The following is a 23,750-nucleotide window of genomic DNA, read 5'->3' as shown; positions in this document are numbered from 1 at the left end:
TATCTCAAAGACTACGTGGCGACCTATGAAGCCATGTACAACGCCAAACGCATCAATGCGATGCTCATTCGACGAATGTGCCGGACAGCAACGATGCAAACTGGTTACACATGAGCCAACATTTCTTCCTGTAGAAAATTCGGGGTTGCCACCTGGGAGCGCAGGCATCCTTGCCTGCTGGTAAGAAACGCCGCGTAGCGTTCCTTTTCCCTGCTACCGCCTTTGGCCTAGATCGGTTTTCATTTGCGTGTACGGTAGACGCGCCGCGCCGGGACAGTACCGCGCGCGTGAGCAAGCGGCGCGTCAAGTACGGCTGGACTGGCGCAACGCCAAAGCGCCGCTTGCTCACGCGCGCGGTACTGTCCCGCTTGCGCGGCTTTTGCCATACACCGAAGTGAAAACCGATCTAAGTTGGTAAATGGTGGCTGCGCGACTTCTTCCTCAGCAGGCAAGGATGCCTGCGCTCCCAGGTGGCACCGCGCTTTTTATCTATCACCGAATTATTTACAGAACGAGTGAAATTCGTGATGTGGTTCGCCAACAACAAACCGGGCGGCAGTATGAAAGCAGTGCCGTGCTTTGGTCAAAGCCAAAAGCGCGCGGGTGGATTACCGACGGGAACCAAGGTGGGATAAAGGATGCTGCCTCACTTATTTGCTATCCGCGTCACTGACTGTTCCAGCACCACGCCCAACGCAATCCCAACCGCATAACAAACCAGATCGCTCCACAAAAACCCTTGCCCCAGCACCAGCGCCGCCCAGCGATTGGCGCGCAACTCGTCCAACCAAGGTGCGTGATAAAGCTGGCTCAATTCGATGGCAAGCGAGAATACCCCTGCATACCAAGCAACGCGGATGGCGGAATGCGCCGGAAAGAGCCAGCCGAAGCCCAGGAAGACAAGCAGTGCCCAGAGCGTGTCTCCGGCATAAGCGGCAATGAATGTCGGCAGCGGGATGTGTTTGGAACGGGAAAGCAGGCCGAGACAGATCACGAGCAGGCTGCTCGCGGCATACGCTGCTCGTGATCTGGGTTTGTGTTCAGGCATTTATCACTTGCCGTTGCCGGAGGAACCTGCCGGGAGCGGCGCGAGTTCTTTGGCTTTGACCATCTCTGGCAAATCGGCGTCGGCGCGCGCCCAGGCTTTGACGAACTTGGCCAATTGCTGACGCGCTTCGTCGGCCTTGCCCAAGGCTTGGTGCGTTTGCAGCAAGCCGAAATAGGCGCGGCCACTGCCGGGATCACGTTCAAGGGCGGCGGTGAATAAGTCCTGGGCGTCTTTCCAGCGTTGTAGGGCGAGCGCCGTGCGGCCAGCGGCCTCTTCCATTGGGTTCGGATAGATCGGCGGTTCGGAATAGCCGAGTTTGTATTCTTCCTCGATGCCTTGTTTGAACTGGGCCAGCGCTTCGTCGGCTTTGCCTTCTTGGGCGAGGATGCGGGCGCGCAATTCAAAGGGTGCGACTTTCAGCGCGTTGGCTTGCTGGCGTTGGCGACCTGCTTGCGGCAGGTCTTTTACCTGCGAGATGTGTTCGCGCACGTAAGCCGCCTCGCGTTCGAGCGCGGCCAGTTGCTCGCGCGCGCCCGCGACGTCGCCTTTGCCGAGTTTGGCTAGGCCGATGGCGTAGATGCGCCAAGCGGTGAAGACCTCAAACGCGCCGCTGTCAGGCAGCATCTTGCCAGCCAGAATCTCATCCCATTTCTCAAAACGCACCAGCGTGCGCAAGCGGGCGAGGCGCGCTTCCAAGGCCGTGCGCGACTTGTCTTCGCCGGGTTTGGCGACGGCGTCAAGGAGTTCCTGGCTGGCTTTGAGGCTGTCGCGATAACGGCCCTGATAGTTATAAACCGTCGTCAGGAAGTGGACGTTGTGTCCGTATGGTCCGGCGGCGTGGTCGGTCGTTTCGTTGTTGTCGCGGATGTAGGCGCGATCCACGGCGGCTGAATTCTCAAAGGCGCGCGCCGCATCGTCCCAACGGTCTACGTGGACGTAGGTGTGGCCGGGCATGTGCACGGCATGGCCGACTTGGGGCGCGAGCGTGCCGTAAATATCCGCCGCCGCGACGCCGTCAACGGCGCGTTTGCCCGCTTCGGTGGCGTGGATCATGTAATGGTGCGCGGCCAGATGTTGCGGGTCGCGCGCGAGCACGACTTGCAACAGCGCGATGGCTTCGACGGTGCCGGGGCGCGGGGTGCCGTCGCGTTCGTAACCGGACATCGAGGCCAGCGCGAGAAAGAGCTTGGCTTCGTTGTCATCGGGGTAAAAGGCGACGATTTTGCGCAGCGCCTTGGTGTGTTCGTCGGTCGCGCCCAGGAAGCCGTTGTTTTGGACGGTGCTCTTTTCGCCCTTGTAACGCGCCTCAACGGCGGCGAGGTAAAGCTGTTCGCGCGCGCTCACCTTTGGCGCGAGTTCCTTGGCGCGTTTGAGCGCGGCATCGCGGCGCGCGTCGTTGACTGCCGCCATCGCAATGCCCCACTGCGCCATCGCGCATTCGGGGTCGAGTTGCGCGGCGCGTTCAAAGGCACGGTCGGCTTCATAGCCCCAGAACGAATGGAGCAGCGCGAGGCCCTGGTCAAAGAACTGTTGCGCTTCCGCCGATTTGGTCGTGATGGGCATGTGAACTTTGCCATATCCAGCCATGAGTTGCGCGGGTTTGGTTGATGCTTGGGTGGTGGATGGCAGGTGGCAAACTTGGGTGTTGTCTTTAGTTTCAGCTTGTTGGGCGAGTACCGCACAACACAGTGCCGTGGAAAAGCAGAAAGCAAAGAGCGCCGTTCGCAGTTTCATGATCTTCCTCCAAGTTCAAATTGAGCGACGCCAGCCAATGCCACGCCGTCGCAAATGAAACGCGGGAACACAGCATCGCTGCCGCCTTCCCGCGTTCTCGCCACATCAGTCCGTTACGGACTTATTTCTTCTTCGCCGACCAAGTGCCGGTAAAGCCGCCGAACTCCCATTTGCCGCCCATGCTGCCGTCAGTGGCGCGTTTGCCTGGAAGCATGATTGGGCCTTGGCCTTGATACTGCGCCACCAGCGTGATGGTTTCGCCTTCGACCTTGATGTCCACGATGTTCAGATCGCCGCCGCCGGGGACTTCGGTCTTGAGCTTACCGCCCTCGCTTTTGATGACCAACGTCATCGGCAATTCGCCTTGTCCGTCGGCAATCACTTTGGCGTCATAGGTGCCCTCGAGACCCGCCATCGCGGACGCGCCGCCACCGGCTGCCGGTGCTGCCGGAGCCGCAGCCATCGCGGCATCTTTCTTGGCGGCTTCCCAAGTGCCTTTCATGTCGCCCGCCGACCAGGCGCCTTTGATTTTACCGGCGTCGAATTTGCCTTTGATCTCGACTGCGGTGCCGCCCGCATCGGCGACCACGGCGACATTATTTTCGGCATCAACAGTGGTGCTGGTCACGGTCAGCGGCAAGGGCGAATCTTTGATCTCGCCCATCCATTTGTCGCCATTCTTTTTGAGCACGAGCACAAAATTGATCGTTCCCATCTCGCTGCTCGTGGAAGCAACCGTGTAGGTGCCTTCGGCGGGATGGCCTTGAGCCAGAGTTGCCACCGAGAGCACACCCGCGAATACTGCGGCCAGCGCCAAGCTGGCCAGTTTGAAAAGCTGTTTCTTCATTGCCTGTCTTCTCCTATCGAAAAAGTGTTTGCGGCAAGCGCACATTGGCTTGCGTGAAGTCGTCCGAACGATGTTGGATTGCACTGGGGAGCTTGGCGTAGCGAGCGAGTTTATTTATTCGTAGCTTTGTCAACCACTCAATTAATGTACTGGCAACCATGCGCTCAACCAACGCTAAGTCGTCGCGCAGTCTACTGCCACAGAGCGCGGGAAAACAAGCGGCAACTCTCAAGCCTCATTTGGTTTGTCCAACCAGGCACTGCAATTCATAGAGCTTGGTCAATGCTTCGACCGGACTGAGTTGATTGATGTCCAGTTGCAATAGCACTTCAAGCACAGCGTGGCGCGCGGTTTTATGCCCAGCGCGCACGGCCCTTCCAGCCTTGCTATCGTATTCGCGCAACAATTCTTCGGCGCGCCGGATCACCGGTTTGGGCAAGCCCGCCAGTTGCGCGACATAAATGCCAAAGCTCTTTTCGGCGCGGCCCGCTTCGACGCGGTGCAGGTACTCGACCGTGCTGCCGCGTTCACGCACAGCCAAATGGTAATTGCAGACGCGCGGCAAATAGTCGGCGCAATCGGTCAGTTCGTGATAGTGCGTGGCGAACAATGTTTTGGCCGCCAGCTTCGGTTGGTTGTGCAGGTATTCAACCACGGCGCGTGCAATCGAAAGGCCATCCGCCGTGGCCGTCCCGCGCCCGATTTCGTCCAATAGAATCAGGCTGCGCGGCGCGGCTTGCTGCAAAATCTGCGCGGTCTCGAGCATCTCGACCATAAAACTGGAATGGCCACGCAAGGTGTAATCGTGCAAGCCTACGCGGGTGAAGATGCGATCCACGATGCCGAGCTTGGCAGATTCGGCAGGCACGAAGCTGCCGATTTGCGCGAGCAAACAAATCAACGCGACTTGCCGCAGATACACCGACTTGCCCGCCATATTCGGCGCGGTCAGCAGCATGATTTGCTCGCCCCGATTCGATAGATGCGTGTCATTGGGCACGAACTGCCGCCGGTCGTCTAGTCGCTGCTCGATCATCGGATGGCGGCCTTGGCGAATGTTAAGCGCATCACTGTCGTCTAATTCGGGTTTGACATAACCGTAACGTGCCGCCGCTTCGGCCAACGCACAATACACATCGAGTTGCGCAATGCCTGCGGCGACCTGCGCGATGCGTTCGGCGTGCTTGCCGATTTCGGCGCAGACCTGGCGATAGAGCGTCGTCTCCAATTCAATGACGCGCACGCTGGCGTTGGCGATTAGCGACTCGTGCTCTTTCAGTTCCAGCGTGTAAAAGCGTTCAGCGTTCGTGAGCGTCTGTTTGCGAATGTAATCTTTGGGTGCGAGGTGCAGATTGGCTTTGGTGATCTCGATGTAATAGCCGAAGACTTTGTTGAAGCCGACCTTGAGGGAACGAATGCCGTTGCGCTCTTTCTCGCGCGTCTCAAAGCGCGCCAGAAAGTCCTTGCCGCCGCTGAGCACGTCGCGCAATTCGTCCAACTCTTTTGAAAAGCCCGCGCGGATGATGTTGCCGCGCTCGAAATCAGAAGAGGGCCGGTCGGTCACAGCGCGCGCGACATAATCCACCAGGTCTTCGCAATCTTTGAGCGGCTGGCTGAAAGCGGCGGGCGCTTTGTGTTTGTCGAGCGCGGCCCGCAACAGCGGCACGGCGTTCAAGCTGCGGGCCAGCGCGACAATTTCCATCGGCACGGCCAGCTTGCGGCGGATGCGGCCCAGCAGGCGTTCGATGTCCAGCACTTCATTCAACGCCGCGCGCAACTTGTCGCGCACAGGTTCGTGTTGCCAGAACCATTCGACCGCGTCCTGCCGCGCGCGCAACTCAACCACATCCAGCAACGGATGCCGCAACCAGCGCCGCAAACGCCGCCCACCCATCGGCGTGAGCGTCAAATCAATCGTGGCGAGCAGCGAACCGGTCGGCTGTCCGCCCGTGAAATCCCAACCCTGAAAGATTTCCAGATTGCGCGCCGTTTGCGGATCGAGCCGCATGAAATTGTCGGTCACGAAACTTTGCAGCCGCGTCAGGTTGGCGAGGGCGTCCGGTTGCGTGTCGCGCAAATACGCGATGATTGCGCCCGCCGCCGCAAGCGCGAGCGGCTTGCCTTCACAACCAAACGCTTCCAGCGTCCGCACCTCGAAATGATCCAGCAACGCACGGCGCGAGGGTTTGGGTTCCCAATGAGCATCGTCAAGTTTTGTGATTGCCTTGATCTCAACGTTCGGTGCGGGTTGGCTGCGGGGCAACAACAACTCTGCCGGATCAAGGCGTTCCAATTCGGCCAGGGCCTGCATGGCTTCCAATTCAATCGCGGCGAACTCACCCGTCGTGACGTCCGTGAAGGCGAGACCCGCGTGCCGCTCAATGCTGACAAAGCTCGCCAGGTAATTGTTCGCGCGGCCTTCCAGCAAGCCCGGCTCGACGATGGTGCCGGGCGTGACGATGCGTGTGACTTCGCGTTCGACCAAGCCCTTGCCCGGCAGCGTTACCTGCTCGCAAACGGCGACTTTGTGACCGCGATTGATGAGTTTGGCGAGATGGCTTTCGAGCGCACGCACCGGCACGCCAGCGAGCGGATGCACCTGGCCCTTGCCAAAGAATTTGCGCGTCAACGCCACGCCCAATTCACGCGCGATGACGTGCGCGTCTTCGTCAAAGGCTTCGTAAAAATCGCCGATCTGGAAGAACAGCAACATGCCGGGGTAGCGGCGTTTGATGTCTAGGTATTGGCGACGCAACGGGGTCGTCATAAGCGCAGGCGATGCAAGCTCCGAAGTTAAGGTTGGGAAAACTGGCTGGGAGTATAGACGGCGCGTGGCGGGCTTGTCATTCACGGGGAGCGTGGCTGTCTCATCCGCGCTCCCCGCAAGCTTTATCAATGCGTGTGGTGATGGTCTGGCGTTTCGACCACTTTGTCTGGATAGACGACCGAGACGGCGTCCACCGGCAGCGCGGTGTCCGCATCGTTGCGAATCAACAACTGGCGCGCTTGCAATAAGCCGTGATGGCCCATGTCGTGACCTTTGATGCCCTGCACAAAACCGTGGCGGTTGCTGTCAATACGCTGCCACGCGGCGGCGGCGGCGTTGCGCACAAAGACTGTGTAGCTGACTGGCGCTAAGGCCGCGCTGTGCACCTGCACATCCGCGCCTGGGCCGTTGCCAAAAAAGCTGCCCGCGCGCAACTCCAAGGCGAGTTGACCGCCGGAAGCGATCACGGCGGCGGTCTGATCCGGCTCCGCCAGGGCGTTTTCAGCAGCGCTGACCTCGCTGGTCTGGTCAGCAATGAGCGTCCAGCGCTGCGCCAAAACCGGCGTCGGCGACGCCATCGGCGTGACCGTAGGTTTAGCGACCAGCGAGGCCACCGCCTGTGCCGCAACCGGTTGCTGCCGGTATTGCTGAAAGCCAAAACCTCCGGCCAACAAGAGCATGACAGCCGCCGCCAACAGCACAGACACTCTGCGTTGCGAGGCCGTCTTCGCCGGGATTGTGTGTGTGCTTCGGTCTAAGGCTTTGCCTCTGCTGCGTGCAAGTGCAGGGACGACCGTCACGCTGCTTTGTTTAATCCGCACCGTTTGCGCGGCAGCGGCGTTGCGTTGCGGCGTAGTCAGCACCACCGGCGCGACTTTTTGCGTCACGGTTTGGTGGGCCGCAACAGATACCGTGCGGACGACAGTCTGGGCAGCGGCGTTGCGCGGCGTGCCTTGGTAGCGCGGCAACATTTGTGCGAGGCCGCAGCGTGTGCAAAAGCGTTTGCCTTTGCTTGGGGTTCCACATTTTGGACAAAACATAGCAATGCCTCCCATTCGGTCAGGGGTTCGTTCAAGGTGCATTTCTCGGCCAATGGTTTTTGCGATTCAGGAAAGGAACAATCGCGTGACAGCCGCTCCGGCGAAGATTTTCAACGCGCCGGAGCGACCGGGACGGTCTGAACAGGAAGACACAGCAGGCAACCGGGTAAGCTTTCGGCTAAGAGCTTGCGTTGCGTTTGTGCTGTTGATTAGCGTCTCAGGAAGCGGCGATGATTGCGGAACCACCACCAATCGCCACGGTCAAAACGGCGGCGGTTGTTCCAGCGACGGCCATCGCGGTCATCATCGTCATCGTATTTGTGTTTCTTCTTCGAGTACTTCTTGTCGTACTTGCCATGGTCTTTGTCATCGTCATCGTTATGGCGGCGGGAGTCACCGGCAAACGCTTTGGCAGACGAACTGTTGGTCAATGTGGGCAACATCAGCAAAGCCAAGCCCAGCAACGTCGCGCTAATCAGTTTGGAAAATGGGGACAACATAACTACCTCCTAGTTTGGAATGCCAACTGGCAACACCGACTAACGGTCTCTGGTTGCCAGCACCTTTTCAATCACGCGCCTAGCAAAAGCACTTGGCGTGCCGCGCTGAGAAATTTTATAGAAATGCTTGAAACCACGTAGATATACGTGGTTTGTCCTAAAACGCGCTTCCACCGAATGCGCCCAAGGCTACCCCAAGTCGCGTAGCCTTACGGGCAGGCTCGCCGCATATGGGGTATGACCTTTCTCGCTGCTAATCTGAACAAAAACTGTTATGGAGCCGCTAAAACACGGCGTCGCAGGAAGAATAAATCCTGTGCAGACTGGTTCATTTGCCCGGTGCAGTTATGGCTATTGAAGCTGGTTGGGATTCAAACGCGCCGCACCAATTTTTCGAGCAGCACGGCTTGTTGCTGTAGCGTTTCGGCCAGCCGTTGTAAGTCGCCCACACCGATGACCGTCACCGCGTGTAGGATTTCGTGAAACGAGGCGGCCAACCGTTTCCGCGCAAATGTCACATCTCGTTCAGCGCCGATAACCAGGAAGAGTTGCGAGCGCTGCGCCTCATAAGCCTGCTTCAGCCGCGTCAACGCGCTGTCCACGCTGCCCGCAATCTGCACTTCGAAAACATGGCTTAGGCGCGGCGCGTGCGCACTGGCGCGCCAGACCACGTCGTAATACTCAAACTCCGCTTCGGCATGCCAGCCTAACAGCGAACCGATTTCGACCAGCAAGTCCTGCGCTTCACGATGCGACAGCGCGCGCGTCGCGTTTTGCCCAGGCGCGCGGCTCGGCTCGAATTGCACAGCCTCGGCTGCGACACGTTTCAACCCGCGCGGTGTGATCGTCCAGTGCGCCTGCGCGCGTTTCAATTCGCCCGCGTCGGCCAATTGCTTCCCGGCGCGTTGCACCAGCGTGCGCCAACGATTGCGCCCGGTTTCTGTGCGTGCGGCCAAATCGTCTTCGCTCAACTGCGGAAAGTAGCCAGTGAGCCGGTCGTACAGATACCGCACCTGATCGCTGCCGCCCGTGGCCTGGAGTTCTTGCAGGATGGGCAACTCGAGGCGGGTGGTTTCGGGGAAAGGCATCGAAGCAAATCTCCTCATTACAAAACAGAAAACCCGCGCCGCCTCCGAAGCTGCAACGCGGGTTTCACTCACTTGGGAATCAGCCGAGTCGAATTACTTCTCGCTGCCGATTCGCATCCCGTAAAACGACCGGTACACAAAGAACATCGAGACCAGTAAGAAAACGACTGCCAGCACGTGGCTCAATGAAGTGCCCGCACTCGTGTGCCGCAAGCTGACCGCCAGCTCCACCGCCAGCAAGCCGAACAGCGTCGTGAATTTGATGACCGGATTCATCGCCACCGAAGAGGTGTCTTTGAACGGGTCGCCGACCGTGTCGCCGACGACGCAGGCATCGTGCAATTCGGTGCCTTTGGCTTTCAGTTCAACTTCGACGACCTTTTTGGCGTTGTCCCAGGCACCGCCCGCGTTCGCCATAAAGATCGCTTGGTACAAGCCGAAGATCGCAATCGAGAACAGATAGCCAATGAAGAAATACTCTTCGATAAAGGCGAAGGCCAGCGCCGAGAAGAAGACCGTCAGGAAGATGTTGAACATCCCTTTCTGCGCGTATTCCGTGCAGATTTGGACGACCTTCTTGCTGTCTTCCACCGAGGCTTTCACGACGCCATCGAGTTTGATGTTGGCCTTGATGAACTCGACCGCGCGGTAAGCGCCGGTGGTCACGGCTTGCGTGGACGCGCCGGTGAACCAGTAAATCAGCGCGCCGCCCGTGATCAGCCCCAGCACGAAAGGCGCGTGCAGCAGCGAGAGCTTCTCTACGTTTTCGGTCAGGCCGTTGGTCAGCGACATGATGATCGAGAAAATCATCGTGGTCGCGCCGACGACGGCGGTACCGATCAGCACGGGTTTGGCCGTCGCTTTGAAGGTGTTGCCCGCGCCGTCATTCTCTTCGAGCAGGTGTTTGGCCTTGTCGAAGTTGACCGTGATGCCGAAATCGCGTTTGACCTCGGCTTCAATGTTCGGGATTTGCTCGATCAGCGAGAGTTCATAAACCGATTGCGCGTTGTCGGTCACCGGGCCATACGAGTCAACCGCAATGGTGACGGGGCCCATGCCCAGGAAGCCGAAGGCCACCAGACCAAAGGCGAATACCGCCGGCGCGGCCATCAGCACAGCCAGACCTTGCAGGCTGACTGCATAAGCAATCGCCATCAGGATGACGATGCTGATGCCCAACCAGTAGCAAGAGAAGTTACCCGCGACCAAGCCGGACAGGATGTTGAGAGAGGCACCGCCCTCTTTGGACGAGGTGACGACTTCGCTGACGTGCCGCGATTCGGTCGAGGTGAAGACCTTGACCAGTTCGGGAATGATCGCGCCCGCCGCCGTGCCGCACGAAATAATCATCGAAAGCTTCCACCATAGCGTGCTGTCGCCCGCCAAGTCCGGAATCATCAGCTTCGACACAACGAAGGTCAGGATGATCGAAACGATGGAAGTCAGGATGACCAGGCTGGTCAGCGGATGCTCGAAGTTCATCTTGTCGGCGCCGTCGTAACGCGCTTTCGCGATGGCTTCGTTGATGAAGTATGAGCCAGCCGAAGCGATGACCATCATCACGCGCATCACGAAAATCCAGACCAGCAGTTGCACCTGTATCGTTTCAAAACCGATGCCTGCCGTCTTCTGATTGACGGCCAGCAGAATGAACGAGATCAACGCGACGCCCGTCACGCCGTAGGTTTCAAAACCGTCTGCCGACGGGCCGACCGAATCGCCCGCGTTGTCGCCCGTGCAATCGGCGATCACACCAGGGTTGCGCGCGTCGTCTTCCTTGATCTTGAAGACGATCTTCATCAGATCGGAACCGATGTCGGCGATCTTGGTGAAGATGCCGCCTGCGATACGCAAGGCCGCCGCGCCCAACGATTCACCGATGGCGAAGCCGATGAAACACGGCCCGGCGTAATCGCCCGGAATGAAGAGCAAAATGCAGAGCATGATCAGCAATTCGACCGAGATCAGCATCATGCCGATGCTCATCCCAGCCTTAAGCGGGATAGCGTAAATCGGATAGGGCTTGCCGCCGAGCGAGGCAAAGGCGGTGCGCGAATTGGCGAAGGTGTTGACGCGGATGCCGAACCACGCGACACCATAACTGCCGCCGATGCCGATCAGGCTAAAGATCAAAATGATAGCGACCTTGTACGCGGGAAAGCCGACCAGCAAGCCGAAGTAAAGCACGATGATGACGGCGATAAAGGCTTCCAGAATCAAGATGAATTTGCCCTGCGTCACCAGATAGGTTTTGCACGTCTCGTAAATCAACTCAGAGATTTCGAGCATGCTTTTGTGCACGGCCATCTTTTTGAGTTGGGTATAAATCAACAACCCAAAAACCATCCCGAGCAGCGAGACCAGAATGCCGACCATCAACAGGCTGCGGCCATTGGTGCCGCCCATAAATGAGACGGTCGAGAGATCGGGCAGTTTCAAATTGGCTTCGCCGCCAGGCCGGTGCGCCGGTTCCTGGGCAAATGCCGTCAGGGTGTTGAGGGCGAAAAAGGCTACGCCCGCCGTCAGTGCAGTGAGTTGGGCAGTGAGTTGACGGCGCAGCCGCGCGAGACCGAATCCAGGATTCGTTTGGTGCATAGGTGATTGAACCTCTTGTGTTATGAAGTTGACGTCCTTAGACAATGTGAATGCCGTAATGAGCGGCGGATTATAGACGAAGCAAAAGCGGCTTGAAAAGCGCGGGCGGGCGGGCGGGCGCTTCCCTTGGTCATACCGGGCTGGGTTGCGTGGTTTGGTGAACCTGTGAACGATGACTATAATCAGGCCTCGTTAGCAGCAAAACTAGATTGATTGAGCAAGGAGAAGGAAATGCCCAAGATTGCAGACATCGAATACACGCCCAACCCAAATGCCGTGAAGTTCATTTTGAAGGAACCGGTGACGGCTGGCTCTTCACGTTCCTATCAAAACGCGCTCGCCGCACAAGGCGACCCCTTGGCCGCGTCATTGTTTGACGTGGGCAACGTGACCTCGGTCTTTTACATGGATCGCTTCATCACGATCAACAAAGCGGATCATGTGGATTGGGAAGAGATGCTGCGCAAGCTGGCCGAACCGATTCGCTCAGCCCCGGCAGTGACCGAAGTCGCGCAAGCAGCCGCAGCCGAAAGCAACCCGGCTTACGTCGTTGGCGAAAACCCACTGCTTGATCAGATCAATCAGGTGCTGGATGAAAAAGTCCGCTCCGGCTTGGCGATGGACGGCGGCGGCTTGGAAATCATCGGACTGAATGGCAAACGTTTGACGATCAGCTATCAGGGCGCGTGCGGCAGTTGCCCGAGTTCGTCATATGGTACGTTGATGGCCATTGAAAGCATGCTGAAAGCCGAGGTTGATCCTGAGATAGAAGTTATCTCCGTTTGAAGAGTGAGGGTGAGGGGGAAATCAGTTCATCCCTCATCCTTCACACCGGCAAATAAACGCTCACCGTCGTGCCCTTTCCCTCCTCACTCTCAATCTCAATTTTGCCGTCGTGTTTTTTGATGATTTCCTGCGTGATCATCATACCCAAGCCGGTGCCGTGTTGTTTGGTTGAATAAAACGCCTCGAAGATGCGGCGTTTGGTTTCGGGCGACATGCCGATGCCGTGGTCGGTGACGCTGACGGCAACGGCCCCGCGTTCAGCTTGAAAGTCCGGCGGCAATTCATCCGGGTTGAGTATGCGCGTGCGCAATTCGATCTCGCCCTCACGCGGCGAAGCTTCGACGGCATTGATGAGCAGATTCAAGAAGACTTTGCGTAATTGCAGCGGATCGTACTCGCCCAGCAATTTTGCCGCCGCGTAATCGCGTTTGATCACGACGCGCGAACGTTCCAGCCGGTCGCCCGCCAGTTCGATCACCTCATCCAACAAGGCATTCATCTCGGTCGGCTGGCGTTCAGGCTCGCGCGGGCGCGTCACATAACGCAAATCCATCACGATGGTCGTCAGGTGTTCCAACCCGCGTTTGAGGCGCGCAACGGTGTGTTTGACGTCGTTGTCCTCATCGCTTAACTGCATTTCCAGTAAATCCACATTGAGCTTGATCGCGCCTAACGGATTGTAAATTTCGTGGGCGACCTGGGCGGTCAATTGACCGACTGTGCTAAGCGTGCGATTGCGGTTGGCCTCTTCGCGGATGCGCTCGGCCTCGGTGACATCGGTCAGCACGACGACGTGCCCGCGCTGCTGCTGTCCGACCAGACGCGGCGCCACGTCAACATCAAAGAGCCGCGTCATCTCTTGCCCGCCGTCAGGCTGAATTTGAATGTGTTTGCGATGCGCCGGGTCGCCGTTTTTGGCTTGGGCCGACTGTTCGACAAAGGCGCGTAAGTCAGCATTGCGGCTGAGCAAGGTGCGGTAATCCTGCTGCAAACATTCGTCGCGTTGCAGCTTGAAATCTTTGAGAAACGCCGGATTGACGGTTAGCACCGCGCCTTGTTCGTTAAAAGCCAGCACGTCGTTGGACAAGCTGTTGAGCACCGAAGTCGTCAGGCCATCGGCCTCTTGCGCATTGTTCTTGGCCTCGCGGATTTGGCGCACCTGTTGTTGCGTGAGAATGTAGGTGGCTACAGCCACAATCCAACTCACCATGTACATCAACCACCAACGATTATTGACCTCAGCGGCTGCCTGGGTCTGTTGCGCTTTCATCTCCTGCAAGACGGTGCTTTGACGGCTGCTGAGGTTGTCGGCCAATGCGCGGGTGGCGTCCGCAAGCTGGTTGCGTTTGTCAAAAAAATGCCGTTGCGTTTCGTCAGAAACCTGTGGCTCGGATTCCTTGGTTAAAGCGCCAGCGCCGATAGCATCAGAGGTAGTCGTGGGCGGCCCTTCCGGTACGCGTTGCTCTTCGGCAAACAACGCGGGCCAGAAATCTTTGGCGCTCTGTTCGACCTTTTCCCAAGCCGCGCGTTCATCGGAGGGTAGCGCTGCGCCACGTAGGGCACGGAGTTTTTGGCCTTCCCCCAGCAACTGTTCCAGCTTTACTTTCGACTCGTTCAACTTGGCTTTAATGGCGGGGCCACGCACGCGCAAATCACGCGCGGCCCGATAGAAGCGCGCCTCTGCGATAACGCTGACGGTTTGTTCGCGTAACTGGATCGCCAGTTTCAGGCGGTTGGTGTAATCCTGCGTGCGCTCTTCGGCCAGGGTGCTCAATTCGCTGAGCTTTTGCGTACTGTAGTTGCCAATGTACCAAAGTGAACTGAGCAGCATGGCGAAGCCGAAGATCAAGACATAGTAAATCAGCCGTGAGTTAACCGGTTTGGATTGAAAGACTGAACGATTCATGTGGTTACCGCTAATGCGTAGTCAGTAGCCAGTAGTCGGTAGTCAGTAGTCGTCTCCGAATGGAATCTCTTGCAATTATTGACTGTGAATAAAAAGGGACTGACTACTGACTACTGACTACCGACTACCGACTACTGCTTGAGTTTGCGCACGCTTGTGTTCATACAGACGCGCATCAGCCAACCGCAATAATTCGCCGGCGCCTTGCCCATCGGCTGGGTACGTCGCGAAGCCATAGCGAATGCCGAACGGCGGGCGCACAGCTTCCGCCTGGCAAGCCTCAAGCAACCGTGCTTCCAGCCGTTGCAAAATGGGCATGGCGGCGGCGCAACCGGTTTCGGGCAAGAGTGTCGCAAACTCATCGTCCCCATAACGAAAAGCAACGTCGCTTTGACGCAAAGAGGTTTGCAGGACAGTCGCGAAATGGCACAAGACTTCGTCGCCCGCGGGCCGACCTAGCCGACCACTGCCTTGTTTGAACTGATCCAGATCAAAGAGTGCCAGTGTCAATTCACGGCCATAACGGCGCGCGCGCGCCAATTCCTCCTGCCAGCGGTGTTCAAACACAGCCCGATTGAAGAGTTTGGTCAAGGGGTCTTGCTGAGCCTGTTCCTGCAATTGCCGCGTCATCGTGTGCAAATACGCTTTGATGGCGCTGGCCAACAGCGCCTGTTGTTTCGGCAGATGGCCCTCGCCGGGAAATTGGCTGGCCAATAGTAACTGGCCGATTAAATCTTGCAGATCGCCATTGTATCGGGCATACCATTCACCCAGTTTGCGCGCCGCTTTGAACGCATCTTCGTTCAAGCCCGGCGTGGCGCAAGTCAAGCTGACGATTTCCAGCAGGGTGTTGAATTCCGCCGCGCGTTCAACAGGCGTCTGCGCCAATTGCGCCAACAGACTTTCACAATTGTCTCGTAAAAGAGCGACCATCGAATCCGGCATTAGGGCTATTCTCCTCACCGTGTCTTGCGACTGTGTTGTACGAATGCTTGCGGGACAGATTGTTTTCAGCGAACGGCGGACATTATATTCACTTCGCCGCAATGGCATAACCCATCCGCGCACTCAGCGCGTAAAAGTCTTCGGAAATAGAACCGTTATGCAAAAGGACTCTCTTCAAAAAACGTATGATGCCGCGGTGATCGGCGCTGGCGTGTTTGGTGCGTGGACGGCCTATCAACTCTGCCGCGCAGGTTTGCGTGTGGCTTTGATGGATGCTTACGGCCCCGGCAATAATCGGTCGAGTTCGGGCGATGAGTCGCGCATCATCCGCATGAGTTACGGCGCGGACGAACTCTATACACGCTGGTCGTGGCGCGCCTTGCAATTGTGGCGGGAGTTTGACGAACGCACCGGACAGCCAGTCTTCCAAGCTACGGGCGTGCTGTTGCTGGCGCGCGCCGAGGATGCATATGCGGCGCACAGCGTCACAGTTTTGCAAAACGTCGGCATCCCCTTTGAGAAATTGGACCGTGACGAATTGGAACGCCGCTACCCGCAAATCAATTTTGGGCCGGTGGCGTGGGGGATTTATGAACCGCAAAGCGGCGCATTACTGGCGCGGCGCGCCGTGCAACTGGTCGCGCGTGAAGCCGTCAATGCTGGCGTTGATTATTTCCCAGCAGCGATTTTGCCACCCGTAGGCATGGGCCAATTGAAGGCCGTGACAACACACGCAGGCGCGACGATCAGCGCCGGGGTCTTCGTCTTTGCCTGCGGCCCCTGGTTGCCTAAGCTCTTCCCTGACCTGCTTGGCGAACGCCTTCACCCAACACGGCAAGAGGTGTTTTATTTCGGCACGCCGGCGGGCGACCGGCGCTTTGCTCCGCCGCAATTCCCCGCCTGGATAGATTTCGGCAGCGAGATGTACGGCTTGCCGGATATGGAAGGACGTGGTTTCAAACTCGCCCTTGACCGCCACGGGCCGCCCTTCGATCCCGACACGGGCGAACGCGCCTTCACGCCAGAACGCTTGCAGGAAGTCCGCGCCTTTCTGGCCGAACGTTTCCCAACCTTGCAAGACGCCCCGCTCGTCGAGAGCCGCGTGTGCCAGTACGAAAACACCTGCAACGGCGATTTTTTGATTGATCGGCATCCGGCCTTTGAGAACGTTTGGCTGGTCGGCGGCGGTTCCGGCCACGGCTTCAAACACGGGCCGGTGCTGGGCGAATACATGGCCGCGCGGATTTTGGCGGGGGATGACGTGGAGCCGCGCTTTGCGTTAGCGACGAAAGAGACGGGGCGACGGCGCGCGGTTTACTGAGGCGCTGTCCTCGCCATAAGGTTATGACCAAGTGTTGCTTCCCCCAGTTTTGATAATCGCTGGAATTTCTGCGACCGAGCCGAAGTGGAAGAGCTTTACTTTGATGTTGCGGTCTTTTTTCAGATTCTTTTTCACGCCCTCGAAAAAGCGTCCGATTAAGACCCCTTCCATGCTGCTTTTGAGCGTTTGATTGCGATTGGTGCGTTCCAGCCGGGGCGAGAGCGCCAACGAAAACATCGTTCGGGGAATATCAATCAAGTAGTCTCTGACCAGGAAAAACGGCGTGCGCGCGCCTTCGTTTGTTCTGATGAACAGCTTATCCGGCGCGCCATATAGCACCTCTCCTGGAAATTCAGCGAGCAACCGTTTTTCCAATTCTTCCCTGATTTCCTCCACCCGGCTCGCCAAGTTTTCGGGGCGAAGTACGATCAACCCTTGCAAGGCCCTAGTCTCCTCGACCAGCTTTCCTTCCGGAGTTTGCGTTCGATAAACGATTTCACCATTCGTCAAAATCGGGCGCGCGAAGTTGTCATAGAATCCTGCCGCCAGCCCATTGGCCGCCGAAATGTCAGGCAATGGAGCACCGTAAAACCGTTGAAGCGGATTTTCTGATTCGAAAAGCTTATTCCTATTTTTGAGCCAACTCGCGAATCTATTCTTTAACTCATCGGAAGAAATCGTTTTGGGCCGGAAATCAATGTTGATGAATTTGGTTTGCGCCAGATAGAAACTCACGGCTTCGGCGCCGCCGACCAAAATCGTCTCGATGCCCAGCGCATGCGTAAAGGCAAGTTCGTAAATCACCGCTGGTTTATTGCCGCTCAAATCAGCAATCACCAAGTCAGAATCATCAATCGCATCAAACACATTTGAGGGAATATCGCCAGCCCCGTATAGGTCGAACGGGGTCAGGATGGTAATAGAATCCTTGCCTTTTCCCTTTCCTTTTACCAGCGTGACACTGCCGACGCGCTGGCCTTCGGTTAGAGTGAAAAACTTATTTTTGGTTTCTTGATACCCGTGCTCTTCTTTGAGGTAAGAAACAAGAAAGGCGTGGAGTTTGGGCAAGTGCAACGTGTAATCAACCCCTTTATCAGCCCCTTTGCCGGGCTTTTCCTTACCCATCGGGCCGATAAAAAAGACGCGCCATTCCATCAGTGTCCCTCCGTTTTGTTTCAGGTGATTGTTAAGGCGAGCGCAGTCTACTCAGAGAGGCGAAAGCTGACAAGCAATTGCTGGATGCCGAACTGAGTCTCTGTGACAAGAGCCGGTTGACATCGTTACGCGGTAGTATATCTTCCGTTTGCCTCTGCTTCCGGCATTCACCAATGTCGGAAGCCGCGCCACAAGCGCGCGGATCGTCGTGAGGTGCAACCACTTTACGCTCCGCGAGGCGCCGCCAGGCCGCGCCAGGCGCAGCGTCAGTTACCGCAACCAGGTCATGCTTGGATCATTGGGATGACGCAGTGCTTGGGCACAAACGCTGGCAGGCGGCTTTGAGAGACTTGTTCGCAAGGCTCTTCGGTCTCACCCCGCGCGGGTGAGGATCGCCGCATCGTTCAGTCCAGTATCGTGGGCGGAACGATGGTCGGTGACGGGTCCATCCGGCTGGCGTGGCGCGCTTATGAGTGCGCGCCGCGCGGCTGGCAAGTAGAGGCTTCGGCCTCTCCTGCAGATCGCCACGGCTTTGGCTGTGCTCTGTGGAACGCCGGTACCTAACGGTCGGGGGTTGCGGTAACCAATGGCCCCCGATATTTTTTCAACTCCAACGATGGGTGAATTAGCACTAGCTGTCAGCGATCTAGACAACCTTTATCGCGCCTGGCGTGACGTGCGGGCCAACGTGGCGCATACGGCGTGGCCGCATATCACCTATGAGATGCACGCGATTGACGCGGCTCCGTTGCGCGCGTTGCTTGAGATTCAAACGGCGCTGCGCCAGCACACCTACGAATTTTCCAAAAAACACGGCTATACCAAACGCAAGAGCGGCGGTTCGCGGCGCGGCATCGCCATCCATTCGGTGCGCGACCGCATCGTGCAACGCGCCATCCTGGATGTGCTTTACACCGCAGATGACGAGTTGAAAACACACCTGGGCGCGCTGCCTGTCGTGCTCAACCAGCCGCGCAGTTTTGCAGGCACACCGGGCAAGGGCTTGCCGCAAGCGATTGCTTGTATCGTCAGGCTGATTGAAACGGGCGCGCACGCTTATGTGTATTCCGATATGAAAGACTTCTTCCCCTGCGTGCCGCGCGAAGAGGTCGCCGACTTTATCCGCGCCAATGTCAACGATGCCGCTTTCGCCGATTTGTTCGAGCGTGCGGTCACAACAGAACTGAATAATGTCGCGGCGCTGGGCGAATTTATCGAACTCTTCCCAGGGCCAGCGCTAGGCGTGGCCCAAGGATCGTTGCTGTCAGTGCTCGCCGGAAACATCGCCCTGCGCCGGTTTGATGAAGTGCTCAATACGAACGGGCTGGCGATGGTGCGTTACCTGGATGATTTCGTGATTCTCGCCAGCCGGGAGAACGACATCGAGCGCGCCTTTGCCCTGGCGCAAGAAGAACTGGCGCGGCTGGGGATGGATTGTTATGCCCCCGGCGATGGCAGCCAGAAAGCCTTTTTGGGGCGTGTGGCCGAGGGCTTCGATTTTCTGGGCTGCCGGATTCATCCCAGCGGCGTGTCGCCCTCAAGCAAGAATCGGCGCAAATTTTTGCGCGAACTAAAATCCATTCTTGCCCAAGCCAGACAAGAGATTCGGGCCTTCAAGTCAGACGGCGCGCCACGCCGCCGCGCGGAACAAACCTACTTGCAAACGCTGAGCTTGATAGATCGCAAAATACGCGGTTGGGGCGACGCTTATCAATTCGTCACCAACCGCGTGACCTTTGCCCAGATGGATGCTGCGATTGATCACCTGCTGACGGATTTCCGGCTCTGGTTTGTGCGTCAAAGCGGCACGGCTGATGCCCGCACGCAACGCCGGATGTGGGGTGTGGCGTTGTTGGCCGACACGCCGCCGCAGGATCTTAACCAGCTTTAGCCCAGCGAATTTCGCCAAGCTTTTCTGGCTGGAAAAAATTCGGGAAGCCGCCTGGGAGCGCAGGCAAGGATGCCTGCGCTCCCAAGTAAGGTCACCGAACAATTTACTGCCAGAACCTTTTCGCCCCTACCAACTCGAAGGCCATCCATTGTGCCCGGCCAAGTACTACTGCATCGAAGAAGGTGCGCAGCCGCACCAAATCAGCCTCTCGAAACCTACAAACAATTTGCGCTTTTCGGCATTATCGGGCCATTGGCAGGCCTCTTTTTGCAACGTATACTCCCGCTGCCTTCACCCTCCCTCCTGGTTCCAAATCGCTTTGGAATTGCCATTAAGCCAGTGCCGAGCTAGAGGAGATTTCAGCTATGCCCCAACGAAAAATGCGCTCACTTAGGTTACGTGCGCTCACGTTCATCGGTTGTTTATTTCTCGGCGGTCTTAGTTTCAGCAAGTATTTCCAGAGCCTGACCGCGCCGCTGCAAACGCAACCACCGTTTATTTCGCTCTCTGCTGCTGGGTTTGAAACCAACCTGACTGCCGAAGGGATCGCCGCCGGATTCGGCAGCAACCTGGCGCCCGGCAACGCGACGGCCACCGCCACGCCGCTGCCCACGACGCTCAATGGCGTCACGGTCACGGTCAATGGCGTCAATGCCGGACTGTTTTTCGTCTCGACCGGCCAGATCAATTACCAAGTCCCGCTCGGCACTGCCGCCGGTGAAGCGACGGTCAATGTCTTGCGCAACGGCGCCATCACGCATACCGGCAAGCTGACCATCGTCAGCGCCGCCCCGACCATCTTCACCGCCAACGGCAATGGCCTGGGCGTGCCCGCTGCCGTGGCGATGCGCGTTGCCGCGAACGGCGCGCAAACGACCGAAGCCATCGCGCAACTGGTCAACAACCGTTGGGCGACCAAACCCGTCAACCTGGGGCCGGCGAATGAACGCGTCATTCTGGCGCTGTTTGTGTGCGGCGTGCGCGGCTTACCCAATACGGACGGCAACACCGGCAATGGCGTCGCCGAAAATGTGCGCGTGTTGCTGGGCGGCCTTGAATTGACGCCCAGTTTTGCCGCCAAACAGGGCGGCTTGGTCGGTGTGGATCAGATCAACGTCGAGATTCCGCGCGCCTTGCTCGGACGCGGCAAAGTCAAACTCGCCGTCCAGGGCGGCAACTTTGTTTCCAACGAAGCCGAAATTGAAATCGCCGGCTTGATTGGCTCGAATCCGCCGACGATCACCAGCTTTGCACCCGCGTTGGCGACGGCGGGCGAGACGCTCAACGTCAACGGCTCCGGCTTTTCCGCCGTTGCCGCCAACAATGTCGTCCTCATCAACGGGCTGGAAGCCGTCGTCGAATCGGCTTCGGCAAATCAACTGATCGTGCGTGTGCCGTTGGGCGCCGAGAGCGGGCGCGTCGCCGTGCGCACGATACAGGGCGAAGGCAGCAGCGCCAACACCGTCACGGTGCGCACGACGCTCAGCGGCCTCGTGACCGACACCAATGGCAATCCGCTGCCCGGCGTCGAAGTCAGTGTCGGCGCGATCAAAGCTACGACACGCAACGATGGCACGTATTTGCTGCGCGACTTGAGCGCCGGGCTGGGCACCTTGAAATTCGATCCGTCAAAACTGCCGTTGACGCCGCCGATGCAGGTTTACAGCAAGATCGTCACCGTCACCGCCAACCGCGACAACCTACAGGCCAACGTCGCCTTGCAACCCGTCACGGGCGAGGCCGTTTCTGTGCAAACGCAAGGCGGCGGCGCTGCGGATGTAAACGATTGGAGCACGCACCGCCTGCTCGCGCCCGAGGGCAGCGTGACTTCCGGCGGCGTCACGTTCACGTTCGCCGATAACACTGTCGGCACGTTTCCACCCGGCGTGACCGGCAATCTGGTTTTCCTGACGCTGATCGCCAACAGCCGCACGCCCGCGCCATTGCCCGCCGGGATTTTCAGTTCGGCCATCGCCCAGCTTTCGCCCTTCGGCGTCAAACTCGCGCCGGGCGGCAAGCTGACCTTTCCAAACCCTGACGGCTTGGCCGCCAATGCGGCGGCGCGGCTTTACAAACTGGATCAAACCACGGGCAGCGCGACGCTCGGTCAATTCATTGAAGCGGGCACGGCCACGGTTTCCGCCGACGGCACGCGCGTCGAGACTGGTGCGAATACGATCACCGAAACCAGCGTGTACTTTGCGGCGTTGCCGCGCGCGCTGACCACGGTCACGGGCCGCGTGGTGGATAGCGACAACACGACACCCGTGCGCCGCGCATTGGTCAGAGTACGTGGGCAAGAGACCGTCACCGACGGCAACGGCGCTTCACGCTGCGCAACGTGCCCGTCCCGGCCAATAACCAACTCAGCGTCGAAGCCAGCTTCGTCCGGCCCACGGGCCGCACCGACCGCGTGACGCGCAACAACATCGCCGCCGTCGTGAACGGCCTGACGCGCGTAACGCCCGATCTGGTGCTGCCTTCGCCCACGACGCAGCCCAATCAACCGCCGACGCTGGTTGCGCCATTCGCGCTGGCCGTGACCGAGAGCCAGACGCGCGACATCCCGCTGCTGGTCAGCGATCCCGATCCGAATCAAACCGTGCAAGTGACCGTGAGCGGCGCGGCCTTCGCTTCGATTGTCCAAGTGCAAGGTGTGTTCAACGTGCGGCTTGCACCCGGCGCGAATACGGCAGGCGCGTATACGCTGACGTTGCGCGCGACCGACAACCAGAATGGCGTCACGACGCAAACCATCGCGTTGACGGTCAAGCCCAACAGCCCGCCCGTGCTGACAGTACCGGGAACGCAAACCGTAGTGGCAGGAACCCCGCTCACGTTCGATGTTTTTGCGACCGACCCGGATGTGGGGCAAACGTTGACGCTGACAGCGACAGGTTTGCCGAGCGGCGCAGCGTTTAGCCAGACAAGCGCGACAACGGGGCGCTTCACGTGGACGCCGAATACGAATCAGGTCGGCACCGTGACGGTAAATTTTGCGGTGAGCGACGGCAGTTTGAGCGACACCAAGCCGGTTGCCATTACTGTTACCACTGGCGGTGGCGGCGGTGGTAGCTGGATACTCACGACAGATTTTCAAGGCGGAGAAATCAGAAACATTGTGCCGATTGGAAATGATCTTTACCTTTCGCGCTACGGCTATGGTGTATTTCGGTCACCAGACAATCGATCGGGCTGGGTTCCCTTCGGGCAGGGTCTTGATTCCAACGGCTACTACATTGTTGGCCTAGCTGCGCGCAATGGCTACTTGCTCGCGGGGACAAATGGACTCAACAAAATCCACCGGACACAGCCCGGCAACAACAATTGGACAACGACGTTTACCGGGGCGAGTTACGTTTACGATTTTATCCAAACCGGCGCTTCAGTTTATGCCATCGGGTACTATGGCTTTTTCGGTTCCTCGAATGACGGGCTGACCTGGGCCAAGATTGGCGACCAGAACTTAGAGGCTGCCGCCATCGGTTCAAATGGCTTCTACGGGCTTTATAACGGAGATGTTTACCGCTCGATTGATTCAGGCGGCTTCTTCTCGAAGATTGGCATTGCTGCGCTGGACACCGCAGGCGGCACGGCGACAGCCATTACGGTACGCGGAACTGAAATCTTCGTCGGGACGAATTTCTCAGGGATTTACTACTCTAACAACAACGGCTTGTCGTGGGAGCTAATCAATACAGGCGTCCCACCAACAGCAGCAGGGAGCACAACGCTCGTGCCAGTAACGAAGTTTCTTGTCCACAACAACGTCGTCTATGCCTGTTTGCGGGGCGGAGCGGCGGCGGCAGGGGGCGGGATCGTTCGGTTCAATGATGCCACGCGAACTTGGGAACCATTCAACCAAGGACTGACCGAGTTGCAAGTCTCCACGCTGGCTGCCGGCAATGGCTTTTTCTACGCTGGCACGTATAACGGCAAGTTTTACCGCCGCGCGCAGTAATGCCTGCGGACGGCCTGAGTACGCACGGCTTCCAGCGTGCGGGCGTGGCAGCCGACGGCTTGATACTGAAAGGAAATCCTTCGGCAGCATCCCGTCCGTTGCCACGCCCGCACGCTGGAAGCCGTGCGTACCCAGGTTGCGTGTTTTCCGCTTGTCGCCCGGTCTC

General features: G+C 58.2%; 16 protein-coding genes. 5 read left to right on the top strand and 11 right to left on the bottom strand.

Annotated elements, in window-relative coordinates:
- Window positions 1-646 precede the first annotated feature (646 nt).
- The 8 genes from HY011_13385 to HY011_13350 form a co-directional block, all read right to left on the bottom strand.
- A complete protein-coding gene (locus HY011_13385; protein ID MBI3423922.1) occupies window positions 647-1,048 on the bottom strand; it encodes a DUF2809 domain-containing protein in 402 nt (133 codons plus the stop codon).
- Window positions 1,049-1,051: 3 nt separating this feature from the next.
- Entirely contained in the window at window positions 1,052-2,782 is a 1,731-nt protein-coding gene (locus HY011_13380; GenBank protein ID MBI3423921.1) for a hypothetical protein, read from the bottom strand.
- 121 nt (window positions 2,783-2,903) lie between these two features.
- A complete protein-coding gene (locus HY011_13375; protein MBI3423920.1) occupies window positions 2,904-3,629 on the bottom strand; it encodes a hypothetical protein in 726 nt (241 codons plus the stop codon).
- A 235-nt stretch (window positions 3,630-3,864) separates the two neighbouring features.
- The gene (gene mutS / locus HY011_13370; protein MBI3423919.1) at window positions 3,865-6,396 is read right to left on the bottom strand and encodes a DNA mismatch repair protein MutS; all 2,532 of its coding nucleotides are present in this window, start codon (window positions 6,394-6,396) and stop codon (window positions 3,865-3,867) included.
- A gap of 125 nt (window positions 6,397-6,521) precedes the next feature.
- Window positions 6,522-7,436 carry a zinc ribbon domain-containing protein gene (locus tag HY011_13365; GenBank protein ID MBI3423918.1) on the bottom strand — a complete coding sequence of 305 codons (915 nt, stop codon included), beginning with the start codon at window positions 7,434-7,436 and terminating at the stop codon, window positions 6,522-6,524.
- A 209-nt stretch (window positions 7,437-7,645) separates the two neighbouring features.
- Window positions 7,646-7,936 (bottom strand): hypothetical protein, encoded by a 291-nt coding sequence (locus tag HY011_13360; protein ID MBI3423917.1) that lies wholly within the window; start codon window positions 7,934-7,936, stop codon window positions 7,646-7,648.
- 371 nt (window positions 7,937-8,307) lie between these two features.
- Window positions 8,308-9,024, bottom strand: a complete 717-nt coding sequence (locus HY011_13355) for a winged helix-turn-helix domain-containing protein (GenBank protein ID MBI3423916.1) — start codon at window positions 9,022-9,024, stop codon at window positions 8,308-8,310.
- A gap of 93 nt (window positions 9,025-9,117) precedes the next feature.
- Window positions 9,118-11,619: a sodium-translocating pyrophosphatase gene (locus tag HY011_13350; GenBank protein MBI3423915.1), complete on the bottom strand. Its 2,502-nt coding sequence runs from the start codon at window positions 11,617-11,619 to the stop codon at window positions 9,118-9,120.
- A 231-nt stretch (window positions 11,620-11,850) separates the two neighbouring features.
- On the opposite strand from HY011_13350, the gene HY011_13345 reads away from it, so the two are divergent.
- On the top strand, window positions 11,851-12,405 hold the full coding sequence (locus tag HY011_13345; GenBank protein MBI3423914.1) for a NifU family protein: 555 nt from the start codon (window positions 11,851-11,853) through the stop codon (window positions 12,403-12,405).
- A 40-nt stretch (window positions 12,406-12,445) separates the two neighbouring features.
- Here the strand turns inward: HY011_13345 and HY011_13340 are convergent, their stop codons facing one another.
- Together HY011_13340 and HY011_13335 are read right to left on the bottom strand one after the other, a co-directional pair.
- Window positions 12,446-14,311, bottom strand: a complete 1,866-nt coding sequence (locus HY011_13340; protein MBI3423913.1) for a hypothetical protein — start codon at window positions 14,309-14,311, stop codon at window positions 12,446-12,448.
- Between the two features lie 117 nt (window positions 14,312-14,428).
- The gene (locus HY011_13335) at window positions 14,429-15,256 is read right to left on the bottom strand and encodes a GGDEF domain-containing protein (GenBank protein ID MBI3423912.1); all 828 of its coding nucleotides are present in this window, start codon (window positions 15,254-15,256) and stop codon (window positions 14,429-14,431) included.
- Between the two features lie 157 nt (window positions 15,257-15,413).
- Between HY011_13335 and HY011_13330 the strand changes: the two genes are divergently transcribed.
- Entirely contained in the window at window positions 15,414-16,577 is a 1,164-nt protein-coding gene (locus HY011_13330; protein MBI3423911.1) for an FAD-dependent oxidoreductase, read from the top strand.
- Window positions 16,578-16,598: 21 nt separating this feature from the next.
- On the opposite strand, the gene HY011_13325 is transcribed toward HY011_13330, so the two are convergent.
- Window positions 16,599-17,732 carry a hypothetical protein gene (locus HY011_13325; GenBank protein MBI3423910.1) on the bottom strand — a complete coding sequence of 378 codons (1,134 nt, stop codon included), beginning with the start codon at window positions 17,730-17,732 and terminating at the stop codon, window positions 16,599-16,601.
- Window positions 17,733-18,348: 616 nt separating this feature from the next.
- Here HY011_13325 and HY011_13320 point away from each other — a divergent pair.
- The 3 genes from HY011_13320 to HY011_13310 all read left to right on the top strand — a co-directional run bounded on the left by HY011_13320 (window position 18,349) and on the right by HY011_13310 (window position 23,584).
- Window positions 18,349-19,623: a hypothetical protein gene (locus tag HY011_13320; GenBank protein MBI3423909.1), complete on the top strand. Its 1,275-nt coding sequence runs from the start codon at window positions 18,349-18,351 to the stop codon at window positions 19,621-19,623.
- Between the two features lie 365 nt (window positions 19,624-19,988).
- The gene (locus HY011_13315) at window positions 19,989-22,040 is read left to right on the top strand and encodes an IPT/TIG domain-containing protein (protein ID MBI3423908.1); all 2,052 of its coding nucleotides are present in this window, start codon (window positions 19,989-19,991) and stop codon (window positions 22,038-22,040) included.
- The gene (locus tag HY011_13310) at window positions 21,965-23,584 is read left to right on the top strand and encodes an Ig-like domain-containing protein (protein ID MBI3423907.1); all 1,620 of its coding nucleotides are present in this window, start codon (window positions 21,965-21,967) and stop codon (window positions 23,582-23,584) included. Before HY011_13315 ends, HY011_13310 begins: the two co-directional genes overlap by 76 nt.
- The last annotated feature ends 166 nt before the right edge of the window (window positions 23,585-23,750 follow it).

The sequence above is a fragment of the Acidobacteriota bacterium genome (assembly GCA_016196035.1).
GTDB lineage: Bacteria > Acidobacteriota > Blastocatellia > RBC074 > RBC074 > JACPYM01.
The sequence above is the reverse complement of the archived record's forward strand: the minus strand, read 5'-3'. Positions and strand labels throughout refer to the sequence as shown.